We start from the raw sequence: 17,114 nt of genomic DNA, 5'->3' as shown, positions 1-17,114 counted from the left end.
GTATATTTATCAAGTTATCTATTTTCAAACTTTTTCATCACTTTACTCTTGATTTACATATAGTTGTCTACTTATTTATTGTAACGCATAACATTCTTACTACCAAAAACAATGATTTAAAAAGGTGACTATATCCGATCCAATAAAAAAAACGAATTTTCATTACAAGCGTAAATACTCATTCGTTTTTAGAAAGCATTTTTACTTCATTTTCTTGCGATATTCATTTAACTCAGCATTATTTGCCCATACAAAGTGTCCAGGCTTAATTTCATGGAATGCTGGTTTATCTTCATCATAATGATGACTATCCAATGAATATGGTTTAACAACCTTAGCCTTTTCAATCTGTGGGTCAGGAATAGGAACTGCTCCTAATAATGACTGTGTGTATGGGTGTAATGGATTGAGGAACAATTCGTTTGTTTCTGCAAGCTCCACAATTCTCCCTAAGTGAATAACCGCAATACGATCAGAGATAAAGCGTACAACCGACAAGTCATGTGCAATAAAGATACATGTTAGTCCACGTTCTCTCTGTAATCTCTTTAATAAGTTTAATACCTGAGCACGGATCGATACGTCAAGCGCTGAAATAGGCTCATCTGCAATCAATAAATCAGGCTTCATGATAATCGCTCTAGCAATACCAATACGTTGACGCTGTCCACCTGAGAACTCATGTGGGTAACGTGACATATGTTCTTCAAGAAGACCTACTTCATTTAACGCTGAAACAACCTGTTCATAACGATCTGCTTCATCCTTATATAACTTAAAGTTAACAAGACCTTCAGAAACGATATAATCGACTGTAGCACGTTCATTTAAAGAGGCAGCTGGATCCTGGAAGACCATCTGAATCTTACGAATAACTTCCTTATCAAGTTCACGAGAAATCTTTCCAGAAATACGCTTTCCTTCAAATAAGACTTCACCATTACTAATTGGATTAATACGGTTAATTGCACGCGCAATTGTTGTCTTACCAGAACCAGATTCACCTACAAGGGAGAACGTTTCTCCTCTGTATACTTGGAAGTTCGCATCATGTACTGCAACAAATTTATTCTTACCATTGGTGAAAGTTACTTCAAGATTTTTGACTTCAACTAGTACTTCTTTTTCGTTGTTATCCATGATATGTGCCTCCTTCACCTAATGTCTTCAATAATCTTTCATGCAAGTCATGAATTACTGCAGGCTTTTCAACCTTTGGCGCACGTGGGTCTAATAACCATGTCTTCGCTAGATGTGTATTACTTACCGCAAACATTGGAGGTTCTTCCTCAAAGTCAATCTTCATCGCATAAGGATTACGTGGCGCAAATGCGTCACCTACCACCTGCTCAAATAAACTTGGTGGAGTACCTGTGATTGCATATAAGTCTTGACCCTTAATACCTAACTGAGGCATTGAACTTAATAATGCCCATGTGTATGGATGCTTAGGATCATAGAATACTTCTTCTACTGTTCCATATTCAACAATCTGACCTGCATACATAACCGCAACCTTATCTGCAACATTCGCAACGACACCAAGGTCATGTGTAATATAAACAGTTGTAAAGTGATATTCTTCCTGCAAGTCTTTAATCAACTTGATAATCTGTGCCTGAATCGTAACATCTAACGCAGTTGTTGGCTCATCACAAATCAAGATGCGTGGACGGCAAGCTAATGCTATCGCAATAACGATACGCTGACGCATACCACCAGAATACATGAATGGATATTCATCAAAACGATTCTCTGCGTTGTTGATACCTACACGCTTCATTAAATCAACCGCAATCTTACGAGCTTCAATCAGATCAACACCTTGATGTTTTACAATAACCTCAGTAATCTGTGAACCAATCGTACGAATTGGGTTTAAGGAAGTCATTGGGTCCTGGAAGATTGTCGCAATCTTCTTACCACGAATTTCTTCCCAGTCTTTATCGGAAGTATTTTCTAATAGGTTTCTTCCTTCAAAAATGATCTTACCCTGTGGGATATTACCATTCTTCTCTAACATACCTGTAAATGTCTTTGTAAATACAGATTTACCAGAGCCAGATTCACCTACGATTGCGAGAGTTTCACCATCGTAAAGATCTAATGAAACGTTACGAATCGCAGTTAAAACACGGTCACGAACTGTAAATTCAACAATAATATCACGAGCAGATAATACTGCCTCTTTGTCGGTATTATCAAAGGTGATATCTAGATTTTTAGCTAATGTTTCTTCTGCCATGATACCCTCCTTTACATATGTGTCTTTGGATCAGAAGCATCTGCCAAAGTCTGCCCGACGATATAGAGTGAAATTGAGATAACTGCCGCTACAGCTACTGGGATCCAAAATAAGTATGGAGCAGAAGTCATGTACGCTGAGTTACTTGAAATAAGTCTACCCAAAGAAACTTCTTTTTCAGTTAAGCCAATTCCTAAGTAAGACAAGAATACCTCATAGGAAATAAAGCTTGGAACATCTCTAGAAATAGATGTTACGATAATTGGAATCATAAATGGTAATACGTTATGTTGAATAATCTTAGATGTAGGTGTACCTAAGCATCTTGAAGCTAAGTTATATTCACGGTCACGAATCATCATAACCTGAATACGGATGCTATAGGCCATACCCAACCAAGAAGTAATACATAAGCAGAATACCAACTGCCAGAATCCAGGTCCTAATACATAGGACAAGATAATAACTACCAATGTAAATGGAACGTTCGCAATGATGTTGTAAACTTCAATCATGATAACATCCATCTTACGCGAATAACCCCAGAATGCACCTACGATAACGCCAATTACATTTGTAATAAATGTAGCGATAATCGCAAGACTTAATGAAGTTCTAGCACCTGCCCAAACTACATCAAAGAGTGAATCACCTACTTGGTTTGTACCAAACCAGAATTGGAGGTTTGGCGAAACAAAGCGACGTGAGAAGTCATTGATATGTGTTTGAACAGTTGGATCATATCCACTAATAAACGGTAAAATATAAGACAAGAATAAAGTTAATAGCGTTAATACTAAGAAGAAAATAGCAATCTTACTACTAAAGAACTTTCTAAATACACTCTTCCAATAAGAATATTTAGGACTATTCAGTCTTTCTGATGCAAAGTCGTCTAATGCAACAAAAGTAAATCTTTCATCTCTGATTTCTGACATTATCTCGAATCTCCTTTTGCCTGTAACTGAATACGAGGATCAACAACTGTAACGAGTAAGTCACCTAATAACAAGGCAAAAATAGAAACAGCAGTGAAAATAAATGTTAGACCAATAACCATTGGATTATTGTATGCCTTAATACTATCCGGCAACATCTTACCCATACCAGGAATCGCAAATACAGTTTCTGTGATAACTGCACCAGAAATTGTAAGAATAACTGCTGATGGGAAACCATTTACGAATGGAATAATTGCATTACGTAAAATATGTGTACGGAAAATTTCACTATTGGAAAGACCCTTAGCACGTGCAAACTTAACATAGTCAGAACTCGATTGGTCAACCATGTAACGTCTGATCCATAACATTTGTCCACCTGTACTCAATAAACCAAGAATTAAGATAGGCATGATATATGAACGTACATCATGTGCACCATATACTGGGAATTTGTCAGGTAAACCAAGTTGCATACCAATTGATCTAACGAAATAGATAAATGCAAGTGATGGAACAGCACTCATAATATTGATGTAAACTGTACCAAGCTTATCTTGCCACTTACCCTTATTAGCAGCCATAACCATACCAGCTGGAATACCAAATAGATAAGTAATCAATAAGGCGATTAAACCTTGAATGGCTGATGTGGTTATCATTGATGGATCTTGTAAGTTAGATGAACAGTTTGCATAGTTGTCATTGAACTTGCCCTTATCAATGTTATCTAATAGTTCAGAATATTTATATGTACATGAATGCAAATTTACTGCCGAAGAAGATGTCTTTCCAGTTTCGAAAGTCACTTCCTGACTCTTTGCATTACCCTGTGTCTGTGTGATAACCGCAGTTACATCTACACCACTAAAAGTTGGATAAGAAATACCAAAATTCAACCCAACGATATTCTGATGAATAAATGGGAAGCTTCCATCCATATATACAAGATACTTATGTTCACAACCTGCGCACTTAATTGCAGGTAAACCATTGTAGTCATTTTCAATATAGACTTTTCTTTCCATATTTTCATTATGACCATCATACATTCTCCATGGATGATCTACTTCAATTAGCTTACCAAACCAGTTGATAACAAGTTCAGGAACAGAGTAATCTTTATAGGCATAGTATTTACCATCTGAATATGTTTGAATTGTATATCCATCTGACTCATACTTCTTAACCTGTTCTTTCAATAAATCAGAACCAGTAACCATACATGCATCATAATCACTTGTGTTTGCACATAAGTCCTTTTGTTCCTCAAAACGTAGATAACCTAGGCTCTCCCAGGTATTGTATTTGTATTTGATTTTATCATCCGCACTCTTCAACTTTTGGTAAGTTGTATCAGTTGTAAAGATATTGTCGCGCGGCGTCAGCGTATAGACCAAAACCAGTGCGATTGTAACAACCGCAAAAATCGAGAAGAACGATCTGATTATACGGCCTAAAATGTAACGCTTCATATAACTCACCCCTACCTTTTCATAGTAGTTATAATACCATATAAGACTACGTATTTCACTAAAATATAATTTTTTTCATAAATAATTTCATATTAATTTTCATTTTCAGATAATATGAATATTTATTCATATGCATAAAAATACTCTATACACTGTATCCATATAACTAATTATTGGCGAAAGAAAAGACAGAATCATTAATGATATCTGCCTTTTGATTTGTTTGTGAACCTTTATTCTGTAAAGAGTCTAGAATTTATTTATTAGCGGACTTAGCGCGTTCTGCTAACCAAGCTTCCTTAGCTGCATAGTAGTCCTTGCTTGTAACGATATCCTTTTGGATACGCATTAACTTGAACTTATTACCACCTAGACCAGCAATTGAGTATGGTCCTTCGAAAGGAACTCTTCTTGTAACTGTGTTTGCTACTGCTGTGCACTGTACGCTAATAGCGAATGCATTTTCAACAATCCAAGCATCTGCCTTAGCATATGCTGCGTAACGAGCATCTAAGTCATCAGTAATTGCATCAGCTTCTTCTAATAACTTCTGATAATCGAATAATCCAACAGCTTCCATTGCAGCCTTATCGGAATCTTGGAAATTGTTTGTATCAGCTGTTCCATTTAAACCAGTTGCGTTTAACTGGTCACCATTTACTGGACTGTAGATATTTAAGTAACTTCTTGGATCTAAGTAGTCTGGGTTCCAACCTACTCCCGTAGAGATATCCCAGTCGGATTCGTTGCCACTATTAACAAGGTATGTTGAAGCATAGTATGTGTCCTTGTCAACTGGCATAACATTGATTAAAATCTGTCCATTTGTAGCCTCTTCAACAGACTTCTTCAATGAGTTAGCTTGGTTAACTGCAAAGGACATCGTTGATAGCGTTACTAGGTCAAGAGAAACAGGTAGTGTTAATCCAGCTTCAGATACAGCCTTAGCAAGTAATTCCTTTGCCTTATCTGGGTTGTAGTATGGATCCTGTCCTTCTGATAGGTCTAATGAACTGCCAAATACATCTGTCTGTTCTGTAACAAGTTTAGCAACTGTCTTACCATAATCTTCACCCTTGATTTGAACAAAAGTTGTAGGTACTAATTCATTACGTAATGAAGCCTTAGCAGCTGATTCGTCACCAACTCTTTGCTTCAAATAAGTTACTCTATTGAATGCAGCCTGTAAAGCAAGACGGAAGTTCTTATTTAAGATAGCCTTATGTGTGTTTTCTTTTTCGGCATCTGTTGTCTTGTTTGTGTTATTGAATGAACGACGGTTATAGTTAAATGACAACGCAAATGTACCACCGTCTGTCATAGGAATATAAACGTTATCCTTATACTTCTCCATGTACTTATTGAATTCATCAGTTGACCATGTACCACGGATAGAAGCTGCTGTATATGTACCAGCTTCAAAACCATTCATGATAGAGTGGTCATCAGAACCGTCATCATATGTATAAGTTACCTTATTGATATATACGTGTTCTGCATCCCAGTAGTTCTGGTTCTTTGTGAATTCAATGATAGACTTAGCTGTATTGTTTGTTAAGACGTAACCACCATTGTAAAGAATAGATGATGGATCAACTATACCGAAATCACATGCATTTAAATCTGGGGAACCTAACTTACATCCGGAACCCTTTGAATTTAAGAAGTCCTCATTAATTGGGAATAAAATACCATATGTTGTTAGAGAGTAGAAATAAGATGCTGGCTTTTCAAGTGTATACTTCAATGTATAATCATCAACAGCTTCTACACCAACCTTATCAAATGTTACTTCACCTGCTTCATATTCAGAGAAGTTCTTAATGAGATCTTCTACTAAGTATGCTGTAGCAGACTTAAAATCCGCTGCGTGTTGAAGACCAGTTACGAAGTCCTGTGCCTTTAATTCAGCATATTCTTCGCCTTCATTTGTTACCCATTTGACACCCTTGCGAATCTTAAATGTCCATTCTGTCTTGTCATCATTAGATTCATAAGATTCTGCAAGCGCAGGCACATAGTTACCGTACTTATCATTTTCTAATAAGCCGTCAACAAAGTTTGCTGTATTTTCATTATCAACTGCCTTGTTGGAAACTATGTAGTCTAAGCTCTGCATATCTAAAGAATAGACGCCTCTAAAGTCTTCAGATTGTGATGCAGTTGTCTGTCCACCTTTGCCATTGCAACCTGCAAGAGCTAAAAAAGCGGCAAGAGAACCCAATAGTGCTTTTTTCATAAATTCCTCTTCCTCCTAAGTTAAGAGAACTCCCTCTCTTAATATACCAGTAATATTACGCAAATCCTAAAATGATGTCAATAGTTTGTAAACGTTTTTGAAAATATTTCCTGATATTTTTTTCTTTTATGAAAATATTTTCAAAAATATGTATCCTCTAAATTCTTTGCTTGTCTTTCACTTCCTTCGATTTTCATCCTTTCTATGATATAATTGTTCAGCATCGGAGAAGTACCCAAGAGGCTGAAGGGGGCGGTTTCGAAAACCGCTAGACGTGAAAGCGTGCGGGGGTTCAAATCCCTTCTTCTCCGCCATATAAAAAGCCTGTGCAATTACAGGCTTTTTATTATGATACTTCTTCTAACAATGATGCCCATCTTTCTTCTAGATGTGCTAACTCATTATGAATATCATCGATATCTTGGTCGAGATCATTCATCTTTTGATAATCTTGATAATATTCTGGTTCAAAGCGAAGCTCACGCATTTCTTCTAACTCTACTTCTTTTTCTGTAATCAACCGCTCAAGTTTCGCAATCTCACGACGACGTGCTTCTGGTGATAGTGCTCTCTTCACTTCCTTTTTTGAATTCGGTTCACTACTTGTTTGTTTCACTTCAGTCATTTGTACAGGTTCTTGATTCATATACTCGTCATAGGTTTGATTCACAAACTTACAACCATCATTACTTAGAATCAATAGACCCGTTGCCATCTGTTGAATAAAGTAACGATCATGCGAAACAAATAATATTGAGCCGGTAAATCCCTTTAAGGATAATTCCAGAGCTTCCTTGCCCGGGATGTCTAAGTGGTTTGTTGGTTCATCTAGTATTAACATGTTAGCATGCTGTAATAATAGTTTTACAAAAGATAGACGTACCTTCTCTCCACCTGATAAGACATCAACTGTTTTGAATACATCATCTGCAGAGAATAGAAACTGTCCTAATACACTACGAACAGCTGTTCGATCTAAATCTGGATATTCATCCCATACTTCTTCTAAAACTGTTTTACCGGAAGAGAATTGTGCAAGCTGCTGATCAAAATATCCTTGTTCGATTTGATGACCAAATAAGAAACTGCCAGATAAAGCAGGAACAATATTCATCAGTGTCTTTACAAACGTCGATTTCCCTGTACCATTTGGACCAATGATTGCAATTCTATCTCCACGACGCATCTTCATTGAAATTGTCGTAAGAACATGGTCATATCCAATCGCAAGATTTTCAACTTCCAATACTTTCTCACCACCCTTTACACGAGGTGTAAACTTAGCGTGAAATGTCTTGTCATCTGTTTGGTCAACTTCAATACGATCCATACGCTCCAAGTATTTGATTTTAGATTGCGCAAAAGCCGCCTTATTCTTTTTATAACGAAACTTCTCAATTAACGCCTCTAAACGCTGAATATCTTTCTGCTGTCTTGCGTACGCGGATTGTTGGCGCTCGATATCATTTTCACGTTGAATTACATAGTTGGAATAGTTTCCTGAATAGCGTTTCATCTTTCCATATTCCATATTATATACAACGTCCACTGTATGATCTAAGAACATACGGTCATGCGACACAATTACTACAGCCTTTGGATAATTCTTTACATAGCCTTCCAACCACTCAATCGCATCAATATCCAAATGGTTTGTAGGTTCATCCAACAATAAGACATCTGGTTTTGATAATAGTAGTTTTACGAATGCAATACGTGTCTTTTGTCCACCAGAGAATTCTCCAATTTTCTTTTGAAGGTCTTCAACTGGAAAGCCAAAACGCGTAAAAACTGTTTTCATCTCCGATTCCCAATGATATCCATTCATCGCTTCAAACTGTTCTTGAACACTAGCGTATTGCGCAAGGACCTTTTCACTAGCATCTATTTCCATTTGCTTTTCTAATTCATGCATTCTTGTTTGCATCACAAATACCGGTTCATAAATAAGGCGTAGTTCTTCCTCAACAGTTCTTTCATCATGTGGTAATACCTTCTGTGATAAGTAGCCTATCACCGTATTATTCTGTTGTGAGATGGTACCTTTATCAAATTGTTCTTCCCCACACATGCAACGCAAAAATGTTGTTTTACCACAACCATTTCTGCCAACGAGGGCAATCTTCTCTGTACCTTTAATCTCAAAATTAACATCTTCAAAGATTGTATCGACGCCATAATATTTTGAGGCTTTACTAACTTGATATAACATCGTTACCTCCATAAAAATGGAAGTGGCAGCCGTTTGCATTACCACTCCCATATCATTATTTCATTTAGAAATTTAAGTTTCGTGGTGTTCTTGCGAAAGGAACAACGTCACGAATATTTTCCATACCCGTAATATACATTACTAAGCGTTCAAATCCTAAACCAAACCCTGCGTGTTGGCAACCACCATACCTACGTAAGTCAAGATACCACTGGTAACCTTCTACATTCATACCAAGACTTTCCATCTTCTTTTCAAGAATATCAAGTCTTTCTTCACGCTGGCTTCCTCCAACCAGTTCACCAACACCTGGTACTAATAGATCACATGCCGCAACTGTCTTGCCATCGTCATTACGACGCATATAGAATGCCTTGATTTCTTCTGGGTAGTCGATTAAGAATGTTGGTCCTTTAACAACCTTTTCTGTAATGTAACGTTCATGCTCTGTGTTTAAATCCATACCCCAGTGAATGTTGTTGTTTTCAAACTTCACATCCGCATTCTTTAAGATTTCGATTGCTTCTGTGTATGGCAAACGCTTGAAGTTTGAAGTTCTTACATGTTCAAGCCGTTCTAATAAAGATGTATCAATTCTTTCATTGAAGAATGCAAGTTCTTCTGGACACATTTCCATAACATAGTTAATGCAGTACTTCAACATATCCTCAATAACATCCATACTGTAATCTAAATCTGCAAATGCCATTTCTGGTTCAATCATCCAGAATTCAGCTGCGTGTGTTGTTGTATTAGAGTTCTCTGCACGGAATGTTGGTCCAAATGTATAGATATCTCTAAATGCCATTGCGTACGCTTCAGCCTGTAACTGGCCAGATACTGTTAGCGACGCATGCTTGCCGAAGAAGTCTTCTTCGTAGTTTCCATCTTCACGTGTTGTCACTGTAAATGTTTCGCCTGCACCTTCCGCATCAGCACCTGTGATGATTGGTGTATGTACATATACAAAGCCTTGATCCTGGAAAAATTGGTGAATTGCCATTGCTAGCACAGAACGTACTCTAAATACAGCAGAGAAAGTATTTGTACGTGGTCTTAAATGACCAATTTCACGCAAGTATTCAAATGTATGTCTCTTCTTCTGTAAAGGATATGTGCTATCACATTCACCTTCTAAATTGATTTCAGTTGCCTGAATTTCAAATGGCTGAGAAGCTTCTGGTGTTAATATAAATTTACCAACAACAGAAATTGCTGTACCTGTTAAATACTTCGCAGCTTCAGCGTAATTGGAAAGAGTATCAGAAGAATACACAATCTGTGCATTCTTAAAGAATGTTCCATCATTTAAGGCAATAAAAGACACATTCTTACCAGCACGGTTTGTACGAACCCATCCCTGTAGTTGGATAAAATCTAACTGGTCTAGTTCTAGTGTTGTTCCATCTTTCGCCAACTGATATAGTTCGCGGATACTCATTTCTGTAGGCATACTTATTCAATCTCCATTCTTATTTTTGCATTAATTATTCATTGCATTGGTTTCAAATACCAATTCCTGAATACTGGATACGACATCCACATGTCGTACATACACTCCTGATGGAACTGAAAAATGTTCCATCGCAAAACTTACAAATCCATGAATGCCGTGTGCAACCAATAAATCTACTGTCTTCTGTACATCTTGTGAGATACACAAAATAGCGATACGGCAGCCTTCTGGCATCTTTTCAGCTATCTCATCCATACCATATACAGGTACTGATGCCTTCTTTACATTCTCTGGGTGCAAATCGAATGCACATACGATTTCACCAACAATATGGTTCCAGTGATTGTAATTTAATAACGCTTTCCCAAGGTTACCAGCACCAACAAGAATAATCTTTTCATCGAAGTTTACTCCAAGCTGATTGGAGAAAATACTGATTAAATCTTCAACGTTATAACCATAACCCTGCTTACCAAGGTTTCCTAAAAAACTAAAGTCACGACGAATCGTTGTTGACTCGATTGATACATAGTCAGCCAACTCCCTAGACATAATTCTGTTTATCCCATCCGCATGTAGTTTACGCAATGCTTTTAAGTAGACAGGATATCGTTGCAATGTTGCCTTTGGTACTTTCTTTTCGCTCATATTTATCACCGTTCTCTATTTTAACACCATTTGTGAAAAAATTGCTAAATTTTATTCTTCACCCGGCATCATGAGTCCTGGATCAGCTGCTGCAGCAAGATCTCCAAATAATCCATGTTTATACGCAACATAACCAACTGCCCCAATCATCGCCGCATTATCTGTGCAGCAATACATTGGTGGAATCACGAGTTGTGTATTTGGGTATGCTTGCATCTTCTCAGTCATTAACTGTCTTAATCTTGAATTTGCCGCTACACCACCTGCCAGCACTAGCATCGTTGGCTTTAAATCCTCTATTGCCTGTAATGTCTTTCCTGTCAGTTGTCCTAGTGCAGTTTCCTGGAAGGCATATGCTACGTCTTCTTTGATAATCTCATTACCTGCTTTTTCTTCACGTTGAATTAACTGCAATACAGCAGTCTTCAAGCCTGAGAAACTAAAGTCATATACACCATCGATCTTGGGGGTTGGAAGCTTATAATGTTCCTTGCCCTCTTTTGCCATACGGTCGATGACTGGGCCACCAGGATAACCTGTACCTAATACGCGTGATACCTTATCATACGCTTCTCCAATCGCATCATCCTTTGTTGTACCGATGACTTTATAGTCCCAATCATTTTCCATATATACAAGCTGTGTGTGTCCCCCAGAAATCACTAACGCTAGTAATGGAAACTTTAAATCTGCCACAAAGCTATTTGCCCAGATATGGCCTGTCATATGGTTAATCGGGATGAGTGGCTTATGGAATGTCCAAGCAATTGTCTTAGCCGCTTGTACGCCAACATGTAAAGAACCAATCAGCCCTGGTCCTTGTGTATACGCAATCGCATCAATATCATCCATTGTTAGATTGGCTTTCTTTAACGCTTCATCGATAACTGTTGAGATATTTTCAACGTGGATACGGCTAGCTACTTCTGGCACAACACCACCATATTGTGTATGAACATTTATCTGTGATGATACAATATTGGATAAAATCTCTTTACCATCTTTAATTATCGCACACGCTGTTTCATCACAGCTTGATTCTAATGCTAAAATCAATGTCATTTACAAACCTCCTAAGGGTTTAATCATTAGATATGCATGCTCGCCATCATCATAATAATTCTTGCGAGTATTTACCGTAATAAACCCATTTTTTTCATAGAATTGAATTGCACGCTCATTTGAGATACGTACTTCCAATGTCATATTTTCACACTCTTCTTCAATTGCGTCCCGAAGAGCCTCATTCAATAATTGTTGTCCAATACCTTGTTTCTGACTAGAAGGATCAACCGCAATATTCGCAAGCTGTGCTTGTTCATAGGTAATCCACCAATCAATGTACCCAATGATCATTTGATTTTCTTCAAATACCAATAAGTTGGAGAAAGGATTTTCCAAAAGTTCATAGCGGAACTGCTCTAAAGTCCATCCCCCTTTTGGAAAACAAATATTTTCAAGATCTGCAACTTGCGCAAGATCTGCTTCTATCATCTTTCGAATCATTATTTATGAATGTTATATGCATTCGATGACTTTAAATATTCTGGCACAACCAAATGCACATTCTCTGCTTTCTGCCACTCATTCTTTAATAATAAGAAGTTCTTTGCCATATTTGGATAGTAAGTTTCTTTTCCAAATAATTGACCATCACCGATAATCTTTTCATCAAGTACTGTATTTTCAAGATCAGCGATGTATTCAACTCTTTCTTCCTCGACTGCCTTACCATTTTTATATGCACATGTATATACACGTTTACCACGTGCATCCAATACAACACGGCAATCTTCCATGCCTGCATACAACAACATTGTAGGAAGTGTATATAGTGGCTTATTTGTCATGGAACAGAATACTTTTGCAATCGTCATTGCAATACGAACACCCGTGTAACTACCAGGACCCTTTGTAATGACAATCTGATCAATATCATCGCTCTTTAGTGATAGCCTTGATAACATCTCTTCCAGCTTAGGAAAAATCTCCTCAGATTGATGTTTCCAGCACTCTTCCTGTACCTCACCAACAATTTCATCATCATGAATTAACGCAAGTGATAAATAGATATGACTTGTATCCATACATAAAGTAATCATGCTAGAACCCCCAATAAATCTTCATACTGCTTTCCAATCGCATAAAAAGTAAATTCACGATCTCCATTCTCCAATAATTGAATTGAAATCTTTAAATGCTCCTCAGGAACTAAATCTGGACTAAACTGTGACCATTCAATAACCGTTAGCCCTTCATCATTCAAATATTCATCAAAGCCTAGATCCTGATGAACACCCTCTAAACGATACGCATCAATATGATTTAGCAACAGTCGACCATAATAAATTTTTTGAATTGTAAATGTTGGACTAGTAACACTACGATTAATATCTAATCCCTTTGCAATTCCTTGTGTCAAACAAGTCTTACCAGCCCCTAAGTCGCCATCTAATAAGATAACCATACCTGCTTCACTATGCTTACCTATCTTAGAACCAAGCTCTCTTGTTTCATCAGCTGATTTCGTTATTAATCTTAAATCTTTCATATAGAAAACCTCACCAAATTATTATAATACGATTTATAAAAAGCGCTATAAGTCAGCACTAACTTTACATAAAAAAAGGGAGAGCGATGGAGAACCATGCTCTCGATGACCCGGCAACGTGCTAGATTTGCTTGCGCTATTTTCGCCGCTACAGTGCTTAACTTCTGTGTTCGGGATGGATACAGGTGTGGCCACTGCGCCATCATCACCGGATCTTTCTTCTTTCAGGTCTTCTGTTCCCTGAAAACTAAATAACAGTTTCTGACTTCGTCTTTTTCAAACAGTCGTGTGTGCGTTCTCTCGTGAATAAATCTTCGACCTATTAGTATCAGTCAACTGAATGTATCGCTACACTTACATCTCTGACCTATCAACCTCGTCGTCTTCAAGGGGTCTTATTCATTTGAAATGATGGGAAATCTAATCTTGGAGTCGGTTTCACGCTTAGATGCCTTCAGCGTTTATCCGGTCCGTTCTCAGCTATCCAGCTATGCCACTGGCGTGACAACTGGTGCACCGTAGGAACGTCCACCCTGGTCCTCTCGTACTAGGGGCAGCTCTCCTCAAATTTCCAACGCCCACAACAGATAGGGACCGAACTGTCTCACGACGTTCTGAACCCAGCTCGCGTACCGCTTTAATGGGCGGACAGCCCAACCCTTGGAAGCGAATTCACCTCCAGGATGCGATGAGCCGACATCGAGGTGCCAAACCTCGCCGTCGATGTGAACTCTTGGGCGAGATCAGCCTGTTATCCCCAGGGTAGCTTTTATCCGTTAAGCGACGGCCATTCCATTCTGCACCGCCGGATCACTAACACCGACTTTCGTCCCTGCTCGACTTGTTTGTCTCGCAGTCAAGCACTCTTCTGCGTTTGCGCTCGTTGAATGATTTCCAACCATTCTGAGAGTACCTTTGTGCGCCTCCGTTACTCTTTGGGAGGCGACCGCCCCAGTCAAACTGCCCATCTGCCACGGTCCTCTAGCCGGATCACGGCTTAGAGTTAGAATTTCAATTAAGTAAGAGTGGTATCCCAACAGTGACTCCTCTGATCCCGAAAGACCAGTCTCATCGTCTCCCACCTATCCTGTGCATACTTAACCGAAACTCAATAGCAGACTACAGTAAAGCTCCATGGGGTCTTTCCGTCTAGTTGCGGGTAACCTGCATCTTCACAGGTACTAAGATTTCACCGAGTCTGCTGCCGAGACAGTGCCCAAATCATTACACCTTTCGTGCGGGTCAGAACTTACCTGACAAGGAATTTCGCTACCTTAGGACCGTTATAGTTACGGCCGCCGTTCACTGGGGCTTCGGTTCAATGCTTTGACTTGCGTCTGACAAATCCCCTTGACCTTCCAGCACCGGGCAGGTGTCACCCCCTATACTTCGTCTTGCGACTTCGCAGAGAGCTATGTTTTAGTTAAACAGTTGCTAGGGCCTATTCACTGCGGCTCTTTCGAGCACCCCTTATTGCTAACGTACGGGGTCAATTTGCCGAGTTCCTTGGCAACAGTTCTCTCGCTCACCTTAGGCTACTCGCCTCAACCACCTGTGTCGGTTTTGGTACGGGCCGCTAGTAAATTATCGCTAGAAGCTTTTCTCGAGACCTGGTATCACCTTCTTCACTACTTGCTCGCGCGTTCGCTTGAGTCAAGCCTTTGAGTATCCGACGCGGATTTGCCTACGCCACTCTCCTGCTTGCCTTGCCCAATCCATTTAGGACTCTGGTTAACCCTATCTGTCACTCCATCACTTTACTCGCGGGTGCAGGAATATCAACCTGCTATCCATCGACTACGCCTTTCGGCCTGGCCTTAGGTCCCGACTTACCCAGGGCGGACGAACCTTCCCCTGGAAACCTTGGTTTTTCGGTGTGTGGGATTCTCACCCACATCTCGCTACTCACACCGGCATTCTCACTTCCATACGCTCCAGCACTCCTTACGGTATACCTTCAATGCTGTATGGAACGCTCCCCTACCACTTATACCTAAGTATAAATCCATAGATTCGGTATTACGCTTAGCCCCGGTTAATTTTCGGCGCAGAGATACTCGACTAGTGAGCTGTTACGCACTCTTTGAAGGATGGCTGCTTCTGAGCCAACCTCCTAGCTGTTTGCGCGTCTCCACATCCTTTTCCACTTAGCGTAAATTTTGGGACCTTATCTGATGATCTGGGCTGTTTCCCTTTTGACCATGGACCTTATCACCCACAGTCTGACTGCTGAATATTCTTGCCCGGCATTCGGAGTTTGATATCATTTGGTACGGCGAGATGCCGCCCGCATGATTTCAGTGCTCTACCTCCGGGTAGATTCGTTCAACGCTAGCCCTAAAGCTATTTCGGGGAGAACCAGCTATCGCCGTGTTCGATTGGAATTTCTCCGCTAATCACAAGTCATCCGCCAACTTTTCAACGGGGGTCGGTTCGGTCCTCCAGCTGGATTCACCCAGCCTTCAACCTGCTCATGACTAGATCACTACGGCTTCGGGTCTATCTCTACATACTTGCCACCCTATTAAGATTCGCTTTCGCTACGGCTCCGCATTGTCTGCTTAACCTCGCATGCAAAGATAACTCGCCGGTTCATTCTACAAAAGGCACGCCATCACACCTTAATGTGCTCTGACTTTTTGTAAGCATACGGTTTCAGGATCTATTTCACTCCACTCCCGCGGTTCTTTTCATCTTTCCCTCATGGTACTGGTTCACTATCGGTCATATAGGAGTATTTAGCCTTACCGGATGGTCCCGGTCGCTTCCGTCAGAGTTTCACGTGCTCCGACGTACTCAGGATCCCACTCGCGTGAATCGAGATTTCGCCTACAGGGCTTGCACCTTCTGTGGCTGACCTTTCAATGCCATTCGACTATCTCTTTTCAATCACTTGTCGTGGTCCTACTACCCCAGCTCTTTGCTGGTTTGGGCTGCTCCGATTTCGCTCGCCACTACTCTCGGAATCATTCTTATTTTCTTCTCCTCCAGGTACTAAGATGTTTCAATTCCCTGGGTTGCCTTCTCTTAAGTTATGTATTGGCTTAAGGATGATAAAGCTTTTCAACTTTATCGGGTTTCCCCATTCGGATACCCCCGGATCGTTGCCTGTGTACGACTCCCCGAGGCGTTTCGCCGTTATCTGCGTCCTTCTTCTGCTCTATATGCCAAGACATCCACCGTACGCTCTTACTAATTTAATCACTTATATACGTTTATGCTTTACGAGAACTGTTAACTATTTCGTTTTAGACTTTCTTAGTTAATCTTGTTATCACAACTTTTCGAAAAAGACCTATCTATTGTCTTCTTCTGTTATTCAGTTTTCAAAGAACAGCTACTTCCTT

12 protein-coding genes, 1 tRNA gene and 2 rRNA genes are annotated in these 17,114 nt (G+C 39.6%); 1 reads left to right on the top strand and 14 read right to left on the bottom strand.

Annotated features, from left to right (window positions below):
- Positions 1 to 201: 201 nt before the first annotated feature.
- The 5 genes from RGT18_RS03755 to RGT18_RS03735 all read right to left on the bottom strand — a co-directional run bounded on the left by RGT18_RS03755 (position 202) and on the right by RGT18_RS03735 (position 6,900).
- A complete protein-coding gene (locus RGT18_RS03755; protein WP_006525076.1) occupies positions 202 to 1,140 on the bottom strand; it encodes an ATP-binding cassette domain-containing protein in 939 nt (312 codons plus the stop codon).
- On the bottom strand, positions 1,133 to 2,245 hold the full coding sequence (locus RGT18_RS03750) for an ABC transporter ATP-binding protein (RefSeq protein WP_051241011.1): 1,113 nt from the start codon (positions 2,243 to 2,245) through the stop codon (positions 1,133 to 1,135). Before RGT18_RS03750 ends, RGT18_RS03755 begins: the two co-directional genes overlap by 8 nt.
- An 11-nt stretch (positions 2,246 to 2,256) precedes the next feature.
- Complete coding sequence (gene oppC, locus RGT18_RS03745) at positions 2,257 to 3,183, bottom strand: oligopeptide ABC transporter permease OppC (RefSeq protein WP_028078359.1); 927 nt, start codon at positions 3,181 to 3,183, stop codon at positions 2,257 to 2,259.
- Complete coding sequence (locus RGT18_RS03740; RefSeq protein WP_028078360.1) at positions 3,183 to 4,661, bottom strand: ABC transporter permease; 1,479 nt, start codon at positions 4,659 to 4,661, stop codon at positions 3,183 to 3,185. Before RGT18_RS03740 ends, oppC begins: the two co-directional genes overlap by 1 nt.
- Before the next feature lie 256 nt (positions 4,662 to 4,917).
- Positions 4,918 to 6,900 (bottom strand): peptide ABC transporter substrate-binding protein, encoded by a 1,983-nt coding sequence (locus RGT18_RS03735; RefSeq protein WP_028078361.1) that lies wholly within the window; start codon positions 6,898 to 6,900, stop codon positions 4,918 to 4,920.
- A 225-nt stretch (positions 6,901 to 7,125) separates the two neighbouring features.
- Here RGT18_RS03735 and RGT18_RS03730 point away from each other — a divergent pair.
- A tRNA-Ser gene (locus tag RGT18_RS03730) sits at positions 7,126 to 7,214 on the top strand.
- 32 nt (positions 7,215 to 7,246) lie between these two features.
- Here RGT18_RS03730 and RGT18_RS03725 read toward each other — a convergent pair.
- The 9 genes from RGT18_RS03725 to RGT18_RS03685 all read right to left on the bottom strand — a co-directional run bounded on the left by RGT18_RS03725 (position 7,247) and on the right by RGT18_RS03685 (position 16,970).
- On the bottom strand, positions 7,247 to 9,112 hold the full coding sequence (locus RGT18_RS03725; RefSeq protein WP_028078362.1) for an ABC-F family ATP-binding cassette domain-containing protein: 1,866 nt from the start codon (positions 9,110 to 9,112) through the stop codon (positions 7,247 to 7,249).
- A 64-nt stretch (positions 9,113 to 9,176) separates the two neighbouring features.
- Positions 9,177 to 10,565, bottom strand: a complete 1,389-nt coding sequence (gene asnS, locus RGT18_RS03720) for an asparagine--tRNA ligase (RefSeq protein ID WP_006525070.1) — start codon at positions 10,563 to 10,565, stop codon at positions 9,177 to 9,179.
- A 30-nt stretch (positions 10,566 to 10,595) separates the two neighbouring features.
- Positions 10,596 to 11,216, bottom strand: a complete 621-nt coding sequence (locus RGT18_RS03715) for a redox-sensing transcriptional repressor Rex (protein ID WP_028078363.1) — start codon at positions 11,214 to 11,216, stop codon at positions 10,596 to 10,598.
- Between the two features lie 51 nt (positions 11,217 to 11,267).
- The gene (gene tsaD, locus RGT18_RS03710; RefSeq protein ID WP_028078364.1) at positions 11,268 to 12,278 is read right to left on the bottom strand and encodes a tRNA (adenosine(37)-N6)-threonylcarbamoyltransferase complex transferase subunit TsaD; all 1,011 of its coding nucleotides are present in this window, start codon (positions 12,276 to 12,278) and stop codon (positions 11,268 to 11,270) included.
- Positions 12,279 to 12,710 carry a ribosomal protein S18-alanine N-acetyltransferase gene (rimI, locus tag RGT18_RS03705; protein ID WP_338175243.1) on the bottom strand — a complete coding sequence of 144 codons (432 nt, stop codon included), beginning with the start codon at positions 12,708 to 12,710 and terminating at the stop codon, positions 12,279 to 12,281.
- Between the two features lie 11 nt (positions 12,711 to 12,721).
- Complete coding sequence (gene tsaB, locus RGT18_RS03700) at positions 12,722 to 13,318, bottom strand: tRNA (adenosine(37)-N6)-threonylcarbamoyltransferase complex dimerization subunit type 1 TsaB (protein ID WP_028078366.1); 597 nt, start codon at positions 13,316 to 13,318, stop codon at positions 12,722 to 12,724.
- Complete coding sequence (gene tsaE / locus RGT18_RS03695; RefSeq protein WP_006525065.1) at positions 13,315 to 13,767, bottom strand: tRNA (adenosine(37)-N6)-threonylcarbamoyltransferase complex ATPase subunit type 1 TsaE; 453 nt, start codon at positions 13,765 to 13,767, stop codon at positions 13,315 to 13,317. Before tsaE ends, tsaB begins: the two co-directional genes overlap by 4 nt.
- Positions 13,768 to 13,875: 108 nt before the next feature.
- Positions 13,876 to 13,980, bottom strand: a 5S ribosomal RNA gene (gene rrf, locus RGT18_RS03690).
- Positions 13,981 to 14,069: 89 nt separating this feature from the next.
- Positions 14,070 to 16,970 (bottom strand): 23S ribosomal RNA (locus RGT18_RS03685).
- Positions 16,971 to 17,114: the final 144 nt, after the last annotated feature.

Source organism: Solobacterium moorei (assembly GCF_036323475.1).
Lineage (GTDB): Bacteria > Bacillota_I > Bacilli_A > Erysipelotrichales > Erysipelotrichaceae > Bulleidia > Bulleidia moorei.
This window is presented reverse-complemented; position numbering and strand designations above follow the sequence as displayed.

Coding starts and splice junctions, on each gene's coding strand:
- RGT18_RS03755 (WP_006525076.1), bottom strand. CDS start 1,140: ATGGATAACAACGAAAAAGAAGTACTAGTTGAAGTCAAAAATCTTGAA.
- RGT18_RS03750 (WP_051241011.1), bottom strand. CDS start 2,245: ATGGCAGAAGAAACATTAGCTAAAAATCTAGATATCACCTTTGATAAT.
- oppC (WP_028078359.1), bottom strand. CDS start 3,183: ATGTCAGAAATCAGAGATGAAAGATTTACTTTTGTTGCATTAGACGAC.
- RGT18_RS03740 (WP_028078360.1), bottom strand. CDS start 4,661: ATGAAGCGTTACATTTTAGGCCGTATAATCAGATCGTTCTTCTCGATT.
- RGT18_RS03735 (WP_028078361.1), bottom strand. CDS start 6,900: ATGAAAAAAGCACTATTGGGTTCTCTTGCCGCTTTTTTAGCTCTTGCA.
- RGT18_RS03725 (WP_028078362.1), bottom strand. CDS start 9,112: ATGTTATATCAAGTTAGTAAAGCCTCAAAATATTATGGCGTCGATACA.
- asnS (WP_006525070.1), bottom strand. CDS start 10,565: ATGCCTACAGAAATGAGTATCCGCGAACTATATCAGTTGGCGAAAGAT.
- RGT18_RS03715 (WP_028078363.1), bottom strand. CDS start 11,216: ATGAGCGAAAAGAAAGTACCAAAGGCAACATTGCAACGATATCCTGTC.
- tsaD (WP_028078364.1), bottom strand. CDS start 12,278: ATGACATTGATTTTAGCATTAGAATCAAGCTGTGATGAAACAGCGTGT.
- rimI (WP_338175243.1), bottom strand. CDS start 12,710: ATGATAGAAGCAGATCTTGCGCAAGTTGCAGATCTTGAAAATATTTGT.
- tsaB (WP_028078366.1), bottom strand. CDS start 13,318: ATGATTACTTTATGTATGGATACAAGTCATATCTATTTATCACTTGCG.
- tsaE (WP_006525065.1), bottom strand. CDS start 13,767: ATGAAAGATTTAAGATTAATAACGAAATCAGCTGATGAAACAAGAGAG.